Origin of the sequence: Streptococcus himalayensis, from assembly GCF_001708305.1 — a bacterium.
In the GTDB taxonomy this organism is placed as follows: Bacteria; Bacillota; Bacilli; order Lactobacillales; family Streptococcaceae; genus Streptococcus; species Streptococcus himalayensis.
Genome location: NZ_CP016953.1, coordinates 1392213 through 1411896 on the forward strand (window position 1 = coordinate 1392213; position 19684 = coordinate 1411896).

12 protein-coding genes are annotated in these 19684 nt (G+C 42.5%); 10 read left to right on the plus strand and 2 right to left on the minus strand.

The window, feature by feature from the left end; translation table 11 throughout:
• Nucleotides 1-92 precede the first annotated feature (92 nt).
• From BFM96_RS06455 to BFM96_RS06485, 7 genes are all read left to right on the plus strand, one after another.
• Nucleotides 93-677 (plus strand): GDSL-type esterase/lipase family protein, encoded by a 585-nt coding sequence (locus BFM96_RS06455; protein WP_068991866.1) that lies wholly within the window; start codon nucleotides 93-95, stop codon nucleotides 675-677.
• Nucleotides 678-716: 39 nt separating this feature from the next.
• Nucleotides 717-1370 carry a uracil-DNA glycosylase gene (locus BFM96_RS06460; protein ID WP_068991869.1) on the plus strand — a complete coding sequence of 218 codons (654 nt, stop codon included), beginning with the start codon at nucleotides 717-719 and terminating at the stop codon, nucleotides 1368-1370.
• Between the two features lie 8 nt (nucleotides 1371-1378).
• Nucleotides 1379-1843 (plus strand): NUDIX hydrolase, encoded by a 465-nt coding sequence (locus BFM96_RS06465; RefSeq protein ID WP_068991872.1) that lies wholly within the window; start codon nucleotides 1379-1381, stop codon nucleotides 1841-1843.
• A gap of 9 nt (nucleotides 1844-1852) precedes the next feature.
• Nucleotides 1853-2395, plus strand: coding sequence for a 2'-5' RNA ligase family protein (locus tag BFM96_RS06470; RefSeq protein ID WP_068991874.1), 543 nt, complete (start codon nucleotides 1853-1855; stop codon nucleotides 2393-2395).
• A 12-nt stretch (nucleotides 2396-2407) separates the two neighbouring features.
• Nucleotides 2408-3679 (plus strand): dihydroorotase, encoded by a 1272-nt coding sequence (locus BFM96_RS06475; RefSeq protein WP_068991877.1) that lies wholly within the window; start codon nucleotides 2408-2410, stop codon nucleotides 3677-3679.
• A gap of 143 nt (nucleotides 3680-3822) precedes the next feature.
• Nucleotides 3823-5892 carry a cell surface ecto-5'-nucleotidase Nt5e gene (nt5e, locus tag BFM96_RS06480; protein ID WP_068991879.1) on the plus strand — a complete coding sequence of 690 codons (2070 nt, stop codon included), beginning with the start codon at nucleotides 3823-3825 and terminating at the stop codon, nucleotides 5890-5892.
• Between the two features lie 1336 nt (nucleotides 5893-7228).
• Nucleotides 7229-14191, plus strand: a complete 6963-nt coding sequence (locus BFM96_RS06485) for a GA-like domain-containing protein (protein WP_068991882.1) — start codon at nucleotides 7229-7231, stop codon at nucleotides 14189-14191.
• A gap of 513 nt (nucleotides 14192-14704) precedes the next feature.
• On the opposite strand, the gene plsY is transcribed toward BFM96_RS06485, so the two are convergent.
• Entirely contained in the window at nucleotides 14705-15349 is a 645-nt protein-coding gene (gene plsY / locus BFM96_RS06490; RefSeq protein ID WP_068991885.1) for a glycerol-3-phosphate 1-O-acyltransferase PlsY, read from the minus strand.
• A gap of 143 nt (nucleotides 15350-15492) precedes the next feature.
• On the opposite strand from plsY, the gene BFM96_RS06495 reads away from it, so the two are divergent.
• The 3 genes from BFM96_RS06495 (at nucleotide 15493) to BFM96_RS11100 (ending at nucleotide 18266) form a co-directional block, all read left to right on the plus strand.
• The gene (locus BFM96_RS06495) at nucleotides 15493-16503 is read left to right on the plus strand and encodes a YeiH family protein (protein WP_068991887.1); all 1011 of its coding nucleotides are present in this window, start codon (nucleotides 15493-15495) and stop codon (nucleotides 16501-16503) included.
• A gap of 133 nt (nucleotides 16504-16636) precedes the next feature.
• Complete coding sequence (gene eno, locus BFM96_RS06500; RefSeq protein ID WP_068991889.1) at nucleotides 16637-17941, plus strand: surface-displayed alpha-enolase; 1305 nt, start codon at nucleotides 16637-16639, stop codon at nucleotides 17939-17941.
• A gap of 235 nt (nucleotides 17942-18176) precedes the next feature.
• Complete coding sequence (locus BFM96_RS11100; protein ID WP_145939719.1) at nucleotides 18177-18266, plus strand: type I toxin-antitoxin system Fst family toxin; 90 nt, start codon at nucleotides 18177-18179, stop codon at nucleotides 18264-18266.
• A gap of 121 nt (nucleotides 18267-18387) precedes the next feature.
• Here the strand turns inward: BFM96_RS11100 and BFM96_RS06505 are convergent, their stop codons facing one another.
• Nucleotides 18388-19551: a tyrosine-type recombinase/integrase gene (locus BFM96_RS06505; RefSeq protein ID WP_068991891.1), complete on the minus strand. Its 1164-nt coding sequence runs from the start codon at nucleotides 19549-19551 to the stop codon at nucleotides 18388-18390.
• Between the last annotated feature and the right edge of the window lie 133 nt (nucleotides 19552-19684).

The following is a 19684-nucleotide window of genomic DNA, read 5'->3' on the forward strand; positions in this document are numbered from 1 at the left end:
CATCAGAGGTCGCTTTTGTGAAATTATCATACATTGATTGTTTTTTAAGGTATGATAACATTGTGAATACAGGTTTTTAGAAAGGATAGGGCATGAAAATTCAGATTACAGGTGATAGCCTAGCAGCGAGATATGAAGGGCATGGAAGTCCGATTTTAAATGAGTTGTTGACTAAAAAATGTGGGGAGTTAGAGATTGTCAATACTGCCATCTCAGGGCAAAATAGTCAGGATTTGCTGGATAGAAAAAGGCTTATCCAGCAAGCAGGTGGTGATTTTCTATTTATATTTGTAGGGAGCAATGACCTTGCTCGGCATAAGCCGATTGATCGAGCTACGTTTTCTAGTAATCTTTATCAATTGATAGATGGTTTGCATGAGTGGGTGGATGAGATTGTCCTTGTCTCTCCGCCTCCTGTCGATGAACAAAAACAAGCCTTTCGAGATAATGACTTGATTATGAGCTATGTTCGTGTCATGGAGGCCGTTGCGAAAGAAAAATCATGTCAGTTGGTTAATATTTTTCGAATGTTTTCAGAAAATGAAGTTCCACTGGCTGAGCTGATGAAAGGTTTGGCAGATGATGGGCTCCATTTTGGAGAGGTCGGCTATCAATTGGTGACGGAGGCTATGCTTGCTTTGATAAATAGTCGCCAATCGAAGGAAAATTTGGTATGATAGAAAAAAGAATTTCTTAGGAAAGTGAAGCACGCAAAAATGGACCATTCGACCTGGCATGAATTAATCAAACAGCAGCTCCCTGAAGGGTATTTCGGGAAAATCAATCAATTTTTGGATTTTGTCTATGGACAAGGAGTGGTGTATCCGCCGAGGGAACAAGTGTTTACTGCCATTCAGACCACAGCTTTAGAAGATGTAAAAGTGGTTATCTTGGGGCAAGATCCCTATCATGGTCCTAAGCAGGCACAGGGCTTGAGCTTTTCCGTACCCAATGATTTACCTGCACCACCCTCTCTACAAAATATCTTAAAAGAACTGGCAGATGATGTGGGTGAAAAAGTCCAGCACGATTTAACACCCTGGGCGGAACAAGGTGTCTTGCTTCTGAATGCTAGTTTGACCGTTCCAGCTGGACAGGCCAATGGCCATGCGGGCCAAATCTGGGAGCCCTTTACGGATGCCATTATCAAGGTGGTCAATCAAAAGGAAAGACCTGTTGTCTTTATTCTTTGGGGGTCTTATGCACGTAAGAAAAAGTCTTTAGTGACCAATCCTCAGCATTTTGTTATTGAATCAGCTCATCCCAGTCCCTTGTCTGCTTATCGTGGCTTTTTTGGCAGCAAGCCCTTTTCACGAACCAATCAGTTTTTAGAGAGTAAGGGGCTTGCACCTATTGATTGGCTTTTATAGGAGGAAAGATGGTAAAATTAGCGACAATTTGTTATCTCGACAACGGAAAAGAATGGCTCATGTTGCACCGCAACAAAAAAGAAAATGATGTTCATGCCGGCAAATGGATTGGCGTTGGCGGCAAGCTAGAAGCAGGTGAAACTCCGCAAGAATGTGCTGTGAGAGAAATTTTTGAAGAAACAGGTCTGCGTGCGAAGCCCGTCTTAAAGGGGATTATTACCTTTCCAGAATTTACGCCAGGTCATGACTGGTATACTTATGTCTTTAAGGCAACAGAGTTTGAGGGTGAGTTGAGGGATTGTGACGAAGGAACGCTTGAATGGGTCCCTTATGAGGAAGTGTTAGATAAGCCGACTTGGGAGGGGGATCGTACCTTTATTTCTTGGTTACTAGATGACAAACCGTTCTTTTCTGCTAAATTTAGCTACAAGGGTGAGGAGCTGGTAGACAGTCAGGTGGATTTTTATGAATAGGAGATACGGATGTATGCAGTAATTACCATTTTTGATGAAGAAACCAATCAAAAAATTCACGGTATCTGGGACGGTTTGGCTAAAGAGCATATTTCGACCTACGGTTTTCAAGTGCCAAATCGTAGGCCTCATATCACCTTGGCAAGTTTTGAAAAGGTGCCAGATATGCAGTATTTTTCAGAGCAGTTGGCTAAATTTTGTGCTGGACAGACAGTGGTAGAACTGCAATTATCGCTATTGGGGACTTTCTTGGATAGTCGTGTCCTCGGATTATTTCCAGTTGTAACGGATGAGTTGTATGACTTGCACCGAAATATCCATCAACTATTATCAGAGTTTAAAAATGAAAATTCTTTGTATCGACCTGGGAAATGGGTTCCTCATTGTACGTTGGTGAACCATGAGAAGGAAGCTGATTTGGAGCAAGCCTATACTTATTGCCGCACTCACTTCTCATCATTTTCTGGTCAATTAACAGAGATGATTGTACTTCAATTTCATACGTCTCAGAAAATCGAAGAGATTTATCGATTTCCCCTATGTCAACATTAGAAAGGATAACAAATGTTACTTATCAAAAATGGTCGGGTGATGGACCCTAAAACAGGATTTGATCAGGTGTGTGATGTCTTGGTTAAAGACAAGAAGATCGTGCAAATTGCAAAGAATATTGACGCAGAAGCAAGCCGCGTTGTGGATGCAACAGGCATGGTTGTGGCTCCTGGTTTGATTGATATTCATGTGCATTTTAGAGAGCCAGGGCAAACACACAAGGAAGATATTCATACAGGAGCGCTGTCTGCAGCTGCTGGTGGCTTTACGCGTGTGGTCATGATGGCCAATACCAATCCAACCATTTCTACGGTTGAAACCTTGAAAGAGGTACTAGCCTCTGCCGAGCGTGAAGATATTCATATTCATTCGGTAGCGACCATTACGGAGAATTTTGATGGACAGCACTTGACGGACTTTGAGGTCTTATTGAAAGCAGGGGCAGCTGGCTTTTCAGATGACGGCATTCCCTTGACCAGTAGTCGTGTGGTCCGTGAGGCTCTGGAGAAGGCGAAAAAATTAGGGACCTTTATTAGTCTCCATGAAGAAGATCCAGAATTAAATGGTATTTTAGGGCTTAATGAAGAAATTGCCCGCAAGCATTTTCATATTTGTGGTGCAACAGGTGTAGCAGAATATAGCATGGTGGCGCGTGATGTCATGATTGCCTATGCCACTAAAGCACCTGTCCACATTCAGCATTTGTCCAAGGAAGAAAGTGTCAAGGTAGTCGAATTTGCCCAGCAATTAGGGGCGCAAGTCACGGCAGAAGTAGCACCGCAGCATTTTTCTAAAACGGAAAGCCTACTTTTGACACAAGGCAGCAATGCCAAGATGAATCCGCCTTTACGCTTGGAATCAGACCGCTTGGCAGTCATTGAGGGCTTGAAATCTGGTGTTATTTCGATTATTGCAACAGACCACGCCCCTCATCATCGGGATGAGAAAAATGTAGCTGATATTACCCAGGCTCCGTCTGGTATGACAGGTCTTGAGACCTCTCTATCGCTTGGTTTGACCCATTTGGTTCAGGCAGGTCACTTGACTTTGATGGAGTTATTGGAAAAAATGACAGTGAATCCTGCTAAGCTTTATCAGTTTGATGCAGGATATTTGGCAGAAAATGGACCAGCAGATCTGACGATTTTTGCTCCAGATGCGGAACGAACCGTTGCGCCTGATTTTCAATCTAAGGCTAGCAATTCGCCATTTGTTGGAGAGGAGTTAGTCGGTCAAGTCTACTACACGATTTGTGATGGGAAGATTATCTACGAATGGGAATAAATAGAAAACTCTCATGAAAATTTCGTGAGAGTTTTGTTTGTTTTCAAAAAGCGAACATTTATCAGAAAAGATTAAAAAATGGTTTTGTTTACGTGATAAATATGTTAAAATAGAAGAAATAAAAAGAAAAAAGAGGGTAAATAATGAAAAAGAAATCTATCATGTTTTCGCTTGCGTCGACTGCTTTATTGGCGCCAGCTCTTCTAGCGAACCATGTGCTAGCAGATGGGACTACTGCTGACGAGATGCCCCCAGTATCGCGCACAGAAATTACAGCTAATCCAGCAACAGTAGAAACGGATAAGGATGTGGTTATTCTTCATACCAATGACGTTCATGGACGGATTGTCGAAGAAAAAAATCGAAACGGTGAAACGACGGTTATCGGAGATGCTAAGTTGGCCGCTGTTTTGGAAGAAGAGTCTGCAAAAACAGACCAACACACCTTGGTGGTAGATGCAGGAGATGCCTTCCAAGGCTTGCCAATCTCCAATAGTTCAAAAGGGGAAGAACGGGCGAAAATCCTCAATGAAATGAACTATGATGCCATGGCCGTTGGGAACCATGAGTTTGACTTTGGTTTGGGTGAAGTGAAAAAATACAAGGAAATCTTGAATTTCCCACTGTTGAGTACCAATACTTATATCAATGGAGCACGTTTATTTGAAGCCTATACGATTGTCGACAAGGATAAGACGGTTAAAGGTGATGAATTTGTGGTCATTGGGGTGACAACTCCAGAAACAGCGACCAAAACACATCCAAAAAATGTCGAAGGGGTAGAATTCAGAGATCCTGTTGATGAAGTGAATAAGGTGATTGCAGAGATTGAAGCCAAGGCTGCAGCAGTTGGAGCAGAATATAAAAATTATGTGATTTTGGCTCACTTAGGAGTGGATAGCACAACTCCTGTTGCTTGGCGTGGTTCTACCTTGGCAGAAGCTTTGGCGGCCAATGAAGTCCTAAAAGGCAAACGTGTTGTGGTTATTGATGGTCACTCCCATACAGTCGAATCAAAACCTTATGGCACAAATGTGACCTATAATCAAACCGGAAGCTACCTCCACAATGTTGGGAAAGTAACCTATAAGACGAAAGATTTATTGGGAAATCCAACACAAATTACCGCTAAATCTGTAACGAATACAGTTCCAAATGCAAAAATTGAAGCCTTGGTTAAACAAATCAAGGACAAATATGATGCAGAAAATGCGAAGGTTGTTGTGGAAAATAGCCCAGTAGAGCTTAGCGGCGATCGTGAAAATGTTCGTGTTCGGGAAACAAACCTTGGAAATATCGTAGCAGATGCTCTGTATGACTATGGACAAACAGGCTTTGCCCACAAATCTCACTTGGCTGTGACAAATGGTGGAGGTTTGCGTGAAACGATTGCCAAGGATAAACCGATTACCAAGGGAAGCATCATCGCGGTATTGCCATTTGGAAATATCATTTCTCAAATTACCGTTACGGGCCAAAACATTCAGGATATGTTTACCAAATCACTTGGTTCCATCCTTCAAGTAGACCAAGATGGCAAGCCTGTCCTTGATCAGAACGGTCAGCCCCTCCTTGAGGCAAGTGGTGGTTTCCTCCAAATTTCTGGTGCAAAAGTTTACTATGATACCAACTTGCCAGCTGAAAAGCGTGTCTTAGGCATTGAAATCAAGGATCCAGAAACAGGCAAATACGAACCGCTAGACTTGACGAAGACTTACTATCTTGCGACCAATGATTTCTTGGCTGCTGGAGGCGATGGCTATACCATGCTCGGTGGTGCGCGTGAGGAAGGTCCATCCATGGATGAGGTTTTTGCAGATTTCTTGAAAACTGCGAAATTAGAAGACTATGCAGACGTCAATCCAAATAGAAGAACCATTTCTATCAGCCAAGCTGATTACGAAAAAATGCTTCAACAAGGAAAAGATGAAAATCCTAACGAAGACTTGCCAAATCCAGGAGGTGTTGAACTTCCATCTAGAAGAAATCGTGGACCAGTTGCGAAACCAGCTGTCTATGGTGCACAGGCTAATCAAATGACCTATGCAGCGCCAAAAGCGTCTGCTCTAGCTACAGCTACAGCAACTGCAAAATCAAGTAGCAAAAATGCACTTCCAGAGACTGGAAGCAAGGATTCAGCCCTTCTTTCCATCTTTGGAGCAAGCCTTGCCCTCCTTGGTTTAGCAGGTATGAAGAAAACAGAAGACAAGTAAAGCTTGATAAAAACTTGGACAGTCTGAAAAGGTTGCCCAGGTTTTTTAATTTTTGTCGTTCAAGTTGGAACATTTGAAAAAGCGGGCGAAAACTGTATTTTCAGATTCGGCCTACCTCATCAGCTGGTAGATATTGAGCTTTACTTTTTAAAACTCATACTCATTTCATTTCAAAAATAGCCTTTCTATCTAGATATATTTATTTTAGGTTTAAAATGTAGAAAACCAAATGAGTTAAACAGGATACTTTTTCAGTAAATAAGATGACTAGTCATAGAACACAGGTAGTTTACATCAAAACCATCTAAGAAAGTAGTAAGATGCTAATGTTGATTTTCATTGGGTATTAGGACACAAGCTACCCTAGTTTTATCTATCACCTTCCACAATTCTTAATTGTAGAACCTAGTCAGATGTTGATTTTTATAGCGGCAGTCGTCAAGAAAAGGCAGGTTTTGAGGGTGCAAATGCTGCAAAGATTATCAAGCAGGAGGGGTTTGAACTTGGAATAGGGGGAAAATGATTCTGACAGCTGTATTTTCAACTGCTTGCTCAACTTCAAACCGAAGTCACAGCTAAAAGGTAGATTCAGTGTGATGAGCGAGGGAGGTAAGAAGCGGATTGTGGTTGAAATCAAATAGGCTGACAGAGCGCGACATCTGACTTTTAGTGAATAAGAATTGCATTTGTTTTTCTTAGGATTTAGCTAGAGCTGCTTGAAAAGGAATATGGAAAGGTTAAGGGGGGGGGGTGATTCCACTAGATAAAATTATCATGTAGGTACAAAGAGATTGTATTTATTTTGCAGAGCATGAAGGGGAAGAAATAAAAACGAATATGTATATATAATCATTCTTATTGAATAAAAAACCTTTGCAATATTGTTCGAAAAAACTTAAATTAGCCGGCAAAACAGATAGATAGTGATGTAGCGCAGGTATTGATGGATAAGGAATCGTAACCTATAAATGTTTGTGAATAAACTAGAAAATCTTTCGAGGAAAAATTTTTAAGAGAAATCGTATAAAAATTAGGATTTTTACGTTCATTGTGTTATAATGATTCAGGGATTCTTCTGCGTTAATAAGATTTTTTGATTAAGCAGTGATGATCGCTTGTATATTTTATGAGTATAGAAGATAGACTTCATTTTTATTGTTAAGATAATGATTTTTGAAACGAGAACAAGGTCTTACTTGGATAAGAAATTGAGAGGACTCCATAGCATATGATTTTTTGATAAGGGGGGAAGGCAGAATTTAACAATTTAGCAAATGTAAACGGCTGCCATACTACCATAGGCAAGTAGATATCAGTACACAAACAGGAGGAAAAAATGGTAGGAAAAAATAATAAACTTATGCAAGCGAAGCGAGATGGTGAAAAATTCACAAAATATTCGTTGCGCAAAATGAAGGTTAGAGGTGCGGCTTCGGTCATGATTGCGGCCTTCTTTCTGCTAGGAGGGGGAGCAAGTGTTGTATATGCTGAGGAAGCTGTCACAGACACTGCTGCATCCTCACAAGTGGTCAGCAACTCAAATCCAGCAAGTAGTGAGCAAGAGGGTGCGTCAGAAACCGAAACAACTCCGGCAGAAACACCAGCGCCAGCTAGCTTAGAAACGCCAGCTCCAGAAGCACCAGCGCCAGCTAAGTCAGAGACGCCTGCGTCAGAGGAAGCAGCGAAAACGCCAGCACCAGAGGCAGAAACGCCAGCTAAGTCAGAGACACCAGCACCAGAGGCAGAAACGCCAGCTAAGTCAGAAGCGTCAGAGGAAACAACACCAGCAGAAAGCAAGCCAGCAGATTCTGCTAAAAAGGCCTCAGACAAGGAAAAATCAGGGACTGTAGAAGTTAAAGAACAACCAATCCATGCAGCTACCTTTAGATCAGCTTTTCGATCTGTTGGAAGTGATCGCAGTACAGCGGATAATAGAGAAGCTGCTCAACCTATACTTGGACCTGCCGACTATGTAGATACTGCTCGCCTAGAAGTAACTAAGAAAAACCTAGTTAGTTACTTTATTGTAGGTGGTAATGCACACGGTAATGATGTGGAGCCTGTTACCTTAACAGAGGATACAAGCGGACAAGTAGGTAGCCTTGGTCTCTTTAGTAAAATCAATATGAATGAAGACTTCACCCTTATCGGGAAGTTGAATTTGGGAGATAAGTATGAAGGATACAGACCAAATGGTCGTAGCGGTGGTGATGGAGTTTCTTTCGTATTTACAACTAAAAATCCAGGTGATGTCGGTCTAGCTGGAGCAAGTATCGGGATAGGTGGAATTCCAAATTCATTTGGATTCAAACTGGATACGTGGCATAATACTGGAGCTCCTAAACCTGCAGATAAGGCTCAAGCGGATCCAAAATTCTCAGGTTATGAAAACGGAGCATTTGGAGCATTTTATAATACAAATGCTGCAGGAGTAGCCATAACAAATCGTGATGATGCTAAGAGTCTTATTAGCCAGCCTACGGGTGAATTAACAGATTTAAGGGTTGATTACAATGGTGCAAGTAAAGTCATGACGGTCACCTACGGTGGCCAAGTCTTTTCAAAAAATATTCAAGCTTATTTAAATGCTTCAAGAACTACAACGAAACAACAACCAGGACAAGAGACGCTAGCTTTTGCCATCTTTGCTTCGACAGGTGCAGGGACAAACTTACAACAGTTTGACTTGACTAGCTTTAATTACTCAGCAGGTGGAAGCTACATCAAGGTCTTGTACAAAGATGAAAAATCAGGCGAAATTATTCAAGAGAAGATTTTTGAAGGTACAACTCGTGATACATTGAATCTTAGTGATAAATTGGCAGTAGCTAATTATGTTAAAAAGGGAAGCAATGAGGAAACTGCAGTAGGATACCGCTCGCCAAATACCATTGCTTATCAATCAGGTATTCAGACGATTACATACACTTATGCAAAAGCAGATAAAAGAAAGTTACAAAAACTTGTTGATGGAGATGATACATTAAAAGCATCAAGTGATTACACCACTGCAAGCAAGGAAACGCAAGATGTTTATAACGCTGCAATAGCTAAGGGTAGGGAAGTATTAGCAGATACTGCAGCTGAACAACCAGCTATTGATGCCAGCATCCAAAAAATCAATGATGCAATTTCAGCTTTGAAAGCGTCAGCCAAGGAAGCCGCCGATGCCGCCGCAGCAGAAGCAGCAGCAACCGCAGCTGTAGAAGCAGCCGAAGCCGCATCAAACGCTGGAAAAGCTAAGAAGACAGATGTCGAATCCGACAATATTGTGAATCCATCTGAGAAAGAAGCTGTTGATGCGTTGAACACAACAACCAACGAGAAGAAAACAGCAGCCTCAAGCTTGGTTGACGCCTTGAAAGATGGACCAGTGAAAACCGCGTTGAAAGAACGCTTGAATAATGTTGTTCCATCAGAGGTAACCGTCAATGACGCGAATAACGACGGCAAAGATGATGCCCAAGCAGAAGCCGAAGCAGCAGCAACCGCAGCTGTAGAAGCAGCCGAAGCCGCATCAAACGCTGGAAAAGCTAAGAAGACAGATGTCGAATCCGACAATATTGTGAATCCATCTGAGAAAGAAGCTGTTGATGCGTTGAACACAACAACCAACGAGAAGAAAACAGCAGCCTCAAGCTTGGTTGACGCCTTGAAAGATGGACCAGTGAAAACCGCGTTGAAAGAACGCTTGAATAATGTTGTTCCATCAGAGGTAACCGTCAATGACGCGAATAACGACGGCAAAGATGATGCCCAAGCAGAAGCCGAAGCAGCAGCAACCGCAGCTGTAGAAGCAGCCGAAGCCGCATCAAACGCTGGAAAAGCTAAGAAGACAGATGTCGAATCCGACAATATTGTGAATCCATCTGAGAAAGAAGCTGTTGATGCGTTGAACACAACAACCAACGAGAAGAAAACAGCAGCCTCAAGCTTGGTTGACGCCTTGAAAGATGGACCAGTGAAAACCGCGTTGAAAGAACGCTTGAATAATGTTGTTCCATCAGAGGTAACCGTCAATGACGCGAATAACGACGGCAAAGATGATGCCCAAGCAGAAGCCGAAGCAGCAGCAACCGCAGCTGTAGAAGCAGCCGAAGCCGCATCAAACGCTGGAAAAGCTAAGAAGACAGATGTCGAATCCGACAATATTGTGAATCCATCTGAGAAAGAAGCTGTTGATGCGTTGAACACAACAACCAACGAGAAGAAAACAGCAGCCTCAAGCTTGGTTGACGCCTTGAAAGATGGACCAGTGAAAACCGCGTTGAAAGAACGCTTGAATAATGTTGTTCCATCAGAGGTAACCGTCAATGACGCGAATAACGACGGCAAAGATGATGCCCAAGCAGAAGCCGAAGCAGCAGCAACCGCAGCTGTAGAAGCAGCCGAAGCCGCATCAAACGCTGGAAAAGCTAAGAAGACAGATGTCGAATCCGACAATATTGTGAATCCATCTGAGAAAGAAGCTGTTGATGCGTTGAACACAACAACCAACGAGAAGAAAACAGCAGCCTCAAGCTTGGTTGACGCCTTGAAAGATGGACCAGTGAAAACCGCGTTGAAAGAACGCTTGAATAATGTTGTTCCATCAGAGGTAACCGTCAATGACGCGAATAACGACGGCAAAGATGATGCCCAAGCAGAAGCCGAAGCAGCAGCAACCGCAGCTGTAGAAGCAGCCGAAGCCGCATCAAACGCTGGAAAAGCTAAGAAGACAGATGTCGAATCCGACAATATTGTGAATCCATCTGAGAAAGAAGCTGTTGATGCGTTGAACACAACAACCAACGAGAAGAAAACAGCAGCCTCAAGCTTGGTTGACGCTTTGAAAGATGGACCAGTGAAAACCGCGTTGAAAGAACGCTTGAATAATGTTGTTCCATCAGAGGTAACCGTCAATGACGCGAATAACGACGGCAAAGATGATGCCCAAGCAGAAGCCGAAGCAGCAGCAACCGCAGCTGTAGAAGCAGCCGAAGCCGCATCAAACGCTGGAAAAGCTAAGAAGACAGATGTCGAATCCGACAATATTGTGAATCCATCTGAGAAAGAAGCTGTTGATGCGTTGAACACAACAACCAACGAGAAGAAAACAGCAGCCTCAAGCTTGGTTGACGCCTTGAAAGATGGACCAGTGAAAACCGCGTTGAAAGAACGCTTGAATAATGTTGTTCCATCAGAGGTAACCGTCAATGACGCGAATAACGACGGCAAAGATGATGCCCAAGCAGAAGCCGAAGCAGCAGCAACCGCAGCTGTAGAAGCAGCCGAAGCCGCATCAAACGCTGGAAAAGCTAAGAAGACAGATGTCGAATCCGACAATATTGTGAATCCATCTGAGAAAGAAGCTGTTGATGCGTTGAACACAACAACCAACGAGAAGAAAACAGCAGCCTCAAGCTTGGTTGACGCCTTGAAAGATGGACCAGTGAAAACCGCGTTGAAAGAACGCTTGAATAATGTTGTTCCATCAGAGGTAACCGTCAATGACGCGAATAACGACGGCAAAGATGATGCCCAAGCAGAAGCCGAAGCAGCAGCAACCGCAGCTGTAGAAGCAGCCGAAGCCGCATCAAACGCTGGAAAAGCTAAGAAGACAGATGTCGAATCCGACAATATTGTGAATCCATCTGAGAAAGAAGCTGTTGATGCGTTGAACACAACAACCAACGAGAAGAAAACAGCAGCCTCAAGCTTGGTTGACGCCTTGAAAGATGGACCAGTGAAAACCGCGTTGAAAGAACGCTTGAATAATGTTGTTCCATCAGAGGTAACCGTCAATGACGCGAATAACGACGGCAAAGATGATGCCCAAGCAGAAGCCGAAGCAGCAGCAACCGCAGCTGTAGAAGCAGCCGAAGCCGCATCAAACGCTGGAAAAGCTAAGAAGACAGATGTCGAATCCGACAATATTGTGAATCCATCTGAGAAAGAAGCTGTTGATGCGTTGAACACAACAACCAACGAGAAGAAAACAGCAGCCTCAAGCTTGGTTGACGCCTTGAAAGATGGACCAGTGAAAACCGCGTTGAAAGAACGCTTGAATAATGTTGTTCCATCAGAGGTAACCGTCAATGACGCGAATAACGACGGCAAAGATGATGCCCAAGCAGAAGCCGAAGCAGCAGCAACCGCAGCTGTAGAAGCAGCCGAAGCCGCATCAAACGCTGGAAAAGCTAAGAAGACAGATGTCGAATCCGACAATATTGTGAATCCATCTGAGAAAGAAGCTGTTGATGCGTTGAACACAACAACCAACGAGAAGAAAACAGCAGCCTCAAGCTTGGTTGACGCCTTGAAAGATGGACCAGTGAAAACCGCGTTGAAAGAACGCTTGAATAATGTTGTTCCATCAGAGGTAACCGTCAATGACGCGAATAACGACGGCAAAGATGATGCCCAAGCAGAAGCCGAAGCAGCAGCAACCGCAGCTGTAGAAGCAGCCGAAGCCGCATCAAACGCTGGAAAAGCTAAGAAGACAGATGTCGAATCCGACAATATTGTGAATCCATCTGAGAAAGAAGCTGTTGATGCGTTGAACACAACAACCAACGAGAAGAAAACAGCAGCCTCAAGCTTGGTTGACGCCTTGAAAGATGGACCAGTGAAAACCGCGTTGAAAGAACGCTTGAATAATGTTGTTCCATCAGAGGTAACCGTCAATGACGCGAATAACGACGGCAAAGATGATGCCCAAGCAGAAGCCGAAGCAGCAGCAACCGCAGCTGTAGAAGCAGCCGAAGCCGCATCAAACGCTGGAAAAGCTAAGAAGACAGATGTCGAATCCGACAATATTGTGAATCCATCTGAGAAAGAAGCTGTTGATGCGTTGAACACAACAACCAACGAGAAGAAAACAGCAGCCTCAAGCTTGGTTGACGCCTTGAAAGATGGACCAGTGAAAACCGCGTTGAAAGAACGCTTGAATAATGTTGTTCCATCAGAGGTAACCGTCAATGACGCGAATAACGACGGCAAAGATGATGCCCAAGCAGAAGCCGAAGCAGCAGCAACCGCAGCTGTAGAAGCAGCCGAAGCCGCATCAAACGCTGGAAAAGCTAAGAAGACAGATGTCGAATCCGACAATATTGTGAATCCATCTGAGAAAGAAGCTGTTGATGCGTTGAACACAACAACCAACGAGAAGAAAACAGCAGCCTCAAGCTTGGTTGACGCCTTGAAAGATGGACCAGTGAAAACCGCGTTGAAAGAACGCTTGAATAATGTTGTTCCATCAGAGGTAACCGTCAATGACGCGAATAACGACGGCAAAGATGATGCCCAAGCAGAAGCCGAAGCAGCAGCAACCGCAGCTGTAGAAGCAGCCGAAGCCGCATCAAACGCTGGAAAAGCTAAGAAGACAGATGTCGAATCCGACAATATTGTGAATCCATCTGAGAAAGATGCCGTTGATGCGTTGAACACGACAACCAACGAGAAGAAAACAGCAGCCGAAGCCTTGGTTGACGCCTTGGAAGATGGCGCAGAGAAAGACGCGTTGAAAGAACGCTTAACGAAAGTTGTCCCATCAGATGTAACCGTTAATGACGCGAATAACAACGGCAAAGACGATGCCCAAGAAGCAGCTGAAAAAGCACAAGCCTTGAAAGCAGCGCAAGACGCGGTTAAAGCAGCCGAAAAAGCACAAAAAGACGCTCAAGACAAACTAAAAGAAATCGAAGGCAGAATGCCAGCAACCGTAACAGCCGAAGATGTGAAAGCAATCGAAGACTTGAACAAAGCGGTAACTGAAGCAAAAGCCAAAGCAGATGAATTAGTAAAAGCCTTAGATGAGGATGTAGAGCAAAAAGCCGACTTAGAAACTCGCTTAGAAGCCGTTAAACCAGTAGCTGTTCCGAAAGAACAAGGTAGACATGATGTTGGCTTAGCAGATGTTAATGAAAAACCAACCTTAGATCTCAATGAAGATGATGACAAAGATGGATTAACAAACTTTGAAGAATTACAAGGTGGAACTGATCCATTCAAGAAGGATACCGATGGTGATGGTTTTGATGATGGTGTTGAAATTAAGCAGGGTACAAACCCACTTGATAAGAACAGTTATCCAGGAAGTGCTAAGCAAGTCGTAACAAGTCACAAAGGTGGTACTGTTAAGGCTGAAGCAACAAGCCAAACCGTACAAACTGTTCATAGCAATACTGCAAAATCAACTTCTACTAAAGAATTGCCAAACACTGGGGATGCAAGAAGTCACGCAGGTATGCTTTACGGTCTAGCAGCACTTGGTCTTGTAGGACTTATCGGTAAACGTAAGAAACAAGACGAAGAATAAAATATTTCTTCTTTCATCTACTAATGACGGAAGTCGAGTTACAATGGTTAACAATTGATAGAACGACTTTGAGTTCGGTTAGTAAGCAGATTGAAGAAAAGCTAGATTCTGGGGGCTGGGAGATAGTTTCCCCAACTCCAGCTAAAAAGCAACGGTTTTAATGCCGTTGCTTTTTGGTTTTTGTGGGCGTCCCATAATAAATTGCATTTATAAAAATGTCAGCCATCTATAATGAGGTGTATTGTAACCGCCCAATAACCAGGTATATTGAAAAAGTTCCAAAGTCTTGCTTGACTCTGGAACTTCTTCTATTTGCAGTTGTTCTGAATTCGTTCAGTCCACGGGAAATAAGCCTCTAGCACCTCCTTTTTTGCGAGTGACTCCTCGTTGGGTAGATTGTCTAGAAGATAGATCATCTATTTCTCAGAATCAAGGCTATGCTTCTTAGCCATCTCCAGTAAGCTCAGGATAATGGCAGTTGCTTTAGCTTTTTTTGAAGCTTGTGTCGCATCCTTAAATTTTTGGCTTTTGCTTTGTCAGATTTAGCCCCCAAGGGACAAGATTTTCCTTGCGAGCTAAGATACGAGCAATATTATCCTTGTGACGGACAATAATCAGACTGCCAAGCAGGGTAATCACTAAGGTGAACAGTGGGTCATAGTGAGGCAATAAAAAGTGAAACAAAGGAAAGAGCAGGACTCCAATAATAGCTAAAAAGGCAGAGAGAATGCTAGCGAGGGAAATCATACTTCCAAGATACAACGTTAGAAAGAAGAGAACAAATAGATATCCAAAGAAGGCAGGTGCAAAGCCCAAAACCACTCCAGCACTTGTGGCTACAGCCTTTCCACCTCTGAAGTTTGCAAATACAGGAAAAGTGTGTCCTAAGACCGCTAATAACCCAAAAATCATAGGAGAAATATCGGAGATGCCAAAGAAAATAGGCAGCAAAGTCGCTACGGTTCCTTTTAAAAAATCAAAAGCAAAGGTAGCAATGCCAGCTTTAACCCCCAGAACACGAAAGGTGTTGGTTGTGCCAGTATTTCCACTGCCGTATTCGCGCAGATTTTTCTTAAAAAAGAGTTGCCCAATCCATAAACCTGCTGGAACAGATCCCATTAAATAGGCTAGTATTAAGAGTAAGACTAATTTTATCATAGGCTTATTATACCATGAAAATGGCTACTGGGATAGTCAGAAGACAAGAATATTTCTAAGGAAATGTCTAGGCAGATTCCCTTCTAGCTAGTACTTCTACAGAAAATTTGATATGATAACACTAGATGAAAAGGAGGATTGTGATGAAAGTTAGAAATGCCGCTATTTTACCAGGTTTTTTGCTGTCTGTTGCAGTTGCGGTACTCGCTAAGTTGTTAGCATCTTTGTTGCCTAGTATTGGAGCTGCTAGCATAGCGATTTGCATTGGAATTATCTTGGGAAATACAATTTGTAAGAATGAAAGATTTGAAAAAGGAACGAAATTTTCAGAAAGTAAGCTCTTAGAGTTTTCGGTCGCACTCTTGGGGTTGACCGTCACCTTTCAAACTATAGGTCGCTTGGGATGGTCAGGCTTGTCTTATATTTTGCTAATGATGACAAGTGTCATTATTTTTGCCTATTTAGTCGGGCGCAGGCTTGGATTTACAGAGGAAATGTCTCTGATGATTGCAGGTGGTAATGCGGTATGCGGGTCTTCAGCCATTGGAGCGATTGCTCCAGCCATTCACGGACAAGATAGGGATAAGGGTCAGGCAATTGTCTTGATCAACCTTCTAGGGACTATTTTAATGTTTGTGCTTCCTTTGCTGGGAGTGCAGGTCTTAGGATTTTCAGATTTAGAAAATAGTGCTCTGACAGGAGGTGTTCTGCAATCAGTGGGGCAAGTCGTAGCATCAAGCAGCCTCATCAATCCAACGGTCACCCAGTATGCGATGCTCTTTAAAATTACGCGCATCCTCTTTTTGGTTGCTGTGGTTGTCTTATTTGAAACCTTTATAAATCGGAAAAGGACGAGTCAAGTTTCTAGCGATGAAGGAGGAACAAACAGATTAGCAAGTTTACCTTGGTATATTTTGGTCTTTTTGGCTCTGTGTTGTGCCAATAGTTTTGTAGCTTTACCGAGTTTTCTCGGATCAGGTTCCACATTTGTTAGTTCTTGGTTTGAAATAACAGCCCTTGCAGCAATTGGGCTCCGATTGGATTTAAAAAAATTCCTCCAAGAAGGTTCCAAATTTTTGTGGTATATGGGATTGATTGGTGCCTTTCAAATGATTCTGGCAATCAGCTTGATTTTCCTACTTTCTATTGGGTAAGTTAGAAAATCCCTTTGTTCGTAAGCGTTATCATTGATAAAAAAAGAAATTTCTTAGGTTTTTTCTTGAAAAAAGGTTCTTTTTAAGGTATGATGGAGAGGTAAATAAAATTAACTCATAAGGAGAGTAGAAAATGTCAATTATTACTGATGTTTACGCTCGCGAAGTCCTAGACTCACGCGGTAACCCAACACTTGAAGTAGAAGTTTATACTGAATCAGGAGCATTCGGTCGCGGTATGGTTCCATCAGGAGCTTCTACTGGTGAGCACGAAGCAGTAGAACTTCGTGACGGAGACAAATCTCGTTACCTTGGTCTAGGTACACAAAAAGCAGTTGATAATGTAAACAACATTATCGCTGAAGCGATTATCGGCTACGATGTCCGCGACCAACAAGCAATCGACCGTGCAATGATCGCTCTTGACGGTACTCCAAACAAAGGTAAATTGGGTGCAAACGCAATCCTTGGTGTATCTATCGCTGTAGCACGTGCGGCTGCTGACTACCTTGAAATCCCACTTTACAGCTACCTTGGTGGATTTAATACAAAAGTTCTTCCAACTCCAATGATGAACATCATCAACGGTGGATCTCACTCAGATGCTCCAATTGCTTTCCAAGAATTCATGATTGTACCTGCTGGTGCACCATCATTCAAAGAAGCACTTCGTTGGGGAGCTGAAATCTTCCATGCTTTGAAGAAAATCCTTAAATCTCGTGGTCTTGAAACTGCTGTAGGTGACGAAGGTGGATTTGCACCACGCTTTGAAGGAACTGAAGACGGAGTAGAAACAATCCTTTCTGCGATTGAAGCAGCTGGATATGTGCCAGGTAAAGACGTATTTATCGGATTTGACTGTGCATCATCAGAATTCTACGATAAAGAACGCAAAGTCTATGACTACACTAAATTTGAAGGTGAAGGAGCTGCTGTACGTACTTCTGCAGAGCAAATCGATTACCTTGAAGAATTGGTAAACAAATACCCAATCATCACAATCGAAGATGGTATGGACGAAAACGACTGGGACGGTTGGAAAGCTCTTACTGAACGTCTTGGTGGAAAAGTTCAATTGGTTGGAGATGACTTCTTCGTAACTAATACTGCTTACCTTGAAAAAGGTATTGAAGAAGGAGCAGCTAACTCAATCCTTATCAAAGTTAACCAAATCGGTACTCTTACTGAAACATTTGACGCTATCGAAATGGCAAAAGAAGCTGGATACACTGCAGTCGTATCACACCGTTCAGGTGAAACAGAAGATTCAACAATTGCTGACATCGCAGTTGCAACAAATGCTGGTCAAATTAAGACAGGTTCATTGTCACGTACTGACCGTATTGCGAAATACAACCAATTGCTTCGTATCGAAGATCAACTTGGTGAAGTTGCAGAATACCGCGGTTTGAAATCTTTCTACAATCTTAAAAAATAATCTCTTTGTGAGGTTAAGGGCGTAAAGCCTTGATAAATCAACACTCTAGGGCGTCATCCTAGGGTGTTTTTTTGGATTTACTACCCTTTGTACTACCCCGACTTTAGAGATTGTTCTTTTTGGTATAGTAAGAGGGTAACTTTTAGATTAAGCACCCTTGATAGTATATTGTTTAATAGTTTGAATTTTGTTATAATGTGCCTTGCCCCCTCAATTTAGAAGGGAGGTGAGTTTTATGGATACCTTCACTACATTTCTTGTCACTGTATCAAGCGGTATTGTTATTGTACTGTTTGAATATTGGTTGAATAATCGTGACAAGTAGCCCTAGGGGCAAAAAGAAAACCCTCAGCATGGCACGCTGGGGGTTTTTGAGTTGTATGGACGTCCTTCACTACGTTTCTACAAGTACATTATACCTCAGTGAGCTTATATTTGTCAATTATTTATAAACTATTGATTGCTGTTTCATAATTTGAGACAGCTTTTTTTGCATTTTCTTGGTTCGTATGCCAATAAACATTCTCCGTCATCATCAAGCTAGAGTGTCCTAATCTGTATTGTACATCTTTAGGGCTAGCTTGAGCGTAGAGCATCATAGTTGTATGTGTGTGACGGAAACCATGGAATGATACGTTAGTCACGCCAGCAGCCTTAAAATGCTTATCTAGTCGTCTTCTCAAATTACAAGAATAGGCATATTTTTCTGTAAATACAGAAAAGACAACTGTTTCAGACCGCCCTAGTTGCCATGATTGCACTTGTTGGCGGTTTTTGTATTGCTTGAGCATGAGTAACGTGGCATTATCTATTGGTATATCTCGGTAACCAGCACTTGATTTAGGCGAGTTTATCTCTTGATATCGGTTTAGCGTCTTGTTGATGCTAATAATGCCGTTGTCTAGGTCAATATCAGACCATTCAAGAGCTAGAGCTTCACTAATACGGCATCCAGTAGCAAGCAACGTCTTATATAAGACGACATCAAAGAGATTTTCATAGTTTGATTGATCCAGTGTATCGAGGTAATCAAGAAATTGTTTTAGTTCTTTGTTGCCTAGGTATTTTACAGTGGTTTTTTCTTTTTGCCGCTTACGTGGTACGATAACATCATTGGCCGGATTGTGTGGTATAACCTGCAGAGATACACCGTATTTCAAAATACGCTTATTCATGTTGTGGAGCAAGGAGTAGTTAGTAAACGCTCCTTTTTGCTCAGTATTAGCCTTGTCAGCCCATTTGTTTACTTGGTGTTGGATAATAGGCGTAGTGAGTTTAGATAGCTTGTAATCGCCAAATACAGGCAATAGATGAACCCTAACCAATCCCTCCATAGATTGGCGAGTATTTGGCTTAACTGTATTTTTGTAACTATCCCACCAAACTTTTACAAGCTCTTTGTATGTGGTTATAGTTGGCTTGTCTTTAACTGTATAGCCGTTAGCAGCAAAAGCATTGATTACATCCCTTGCTTTTGTCTTAACCCCTTTTTTAGTGGTGGCTGTAACAGTTGTACGGGCTTTCTTGCCCGTTAGCTGGTCAACGCCTAGATAAACACTAGCATAGTAAACCTTTTGACCGTTCTTTTTGATTTTGTCTTTGATATTCATGTATTTGTACCTTTCTTTTCATCAGCAGGCAAGGCGCATGATTTTTGTTAGGTGTTTATACATGAAATGATTCTAGTTTTGAGGTGTAGCGATTTGCTACGCCAGATTGTGCTGGAGTACCAAAAACGCTAGT

Coding starts and splice junctions, on each gene's coding strand:
- BFM96_RS06455 (WP_068991866.1), top strand. CDS start 93: ATGAAAATTCAGATTACAGGTGATAGCCTAGCAGCGAGATATGAAGGG.
- BFM96_RS06460 (WP_068991869.1), top strand. CDS start 717: ATGGACCATTCGACCTGGCATGAATTAATCAAACAGCAGCTCCCTGAA.
- BFM96_RS06465 (WP_068991872.1), top strand. CDS start 1,379: ATGGTAAAATTAGCGACAATTTGTTATCTCGACAACGGAAAAGAATGG.
- BFM96_RS06470 (WP_068991874.1), top strand. CDS start 1,853: ATGTATGCAGTAATTACCATTTTTGATGAAGAAACCAATCAAAAAATT.
- BFM96_RS06475 (WP_068991877.1), top strand. CDS start 2,408: ATGTTACTTATCAAAAATGGTCGGGTGATGGACCCTAAAACAGGATTT.
- nt5e (WP_068991879.1), top strand. CDS start 3,823: ATGAAAAAGAAATCTATCATGTTTTCGCTTGCGTCGACTGCTTTATTG.
- BFM96_RS06485 (WP_068991882.1), top strand. CDS start 7,229: ATGGTAGGAAAAAATAATAAACTTATGCAAGCGAAGCGAGATGGTGAA.
- plsY (WP_068991885.1), bottom strand. CDS start 15,349: ATGATAAAATTAGTCTTACTCTTAATACTAGCCTATTTAATGGGATCT.
- BFM96_RS06495 (WP_068991887.1), top strand. CDS start 15,493: ATGAAAGTTAGAAATGCCGCTATTTTACCAGGTTTTTTGCTGTCTGTT.
- eno (WP_068991889.1), top strand. CDS start 16,637: ATGTCAATTATTACTGATGTTTACGCTCGCGAAGTCCTAGACTCACGC.
- BFM96_RS11100 (WP_145939719.1), top strand. CDS start 18,177: ATGGATACCTTCACTACATTTCTTGTCACTGTATCAAGCGGTATTGTT.
- BFM96_RS06505 (WP_068991891.1), bottom strand. CDS start 19,551: ATGAATATCAAAGACAAAATCAAAAAGAACGGTCAAAAGGTTTACTAT.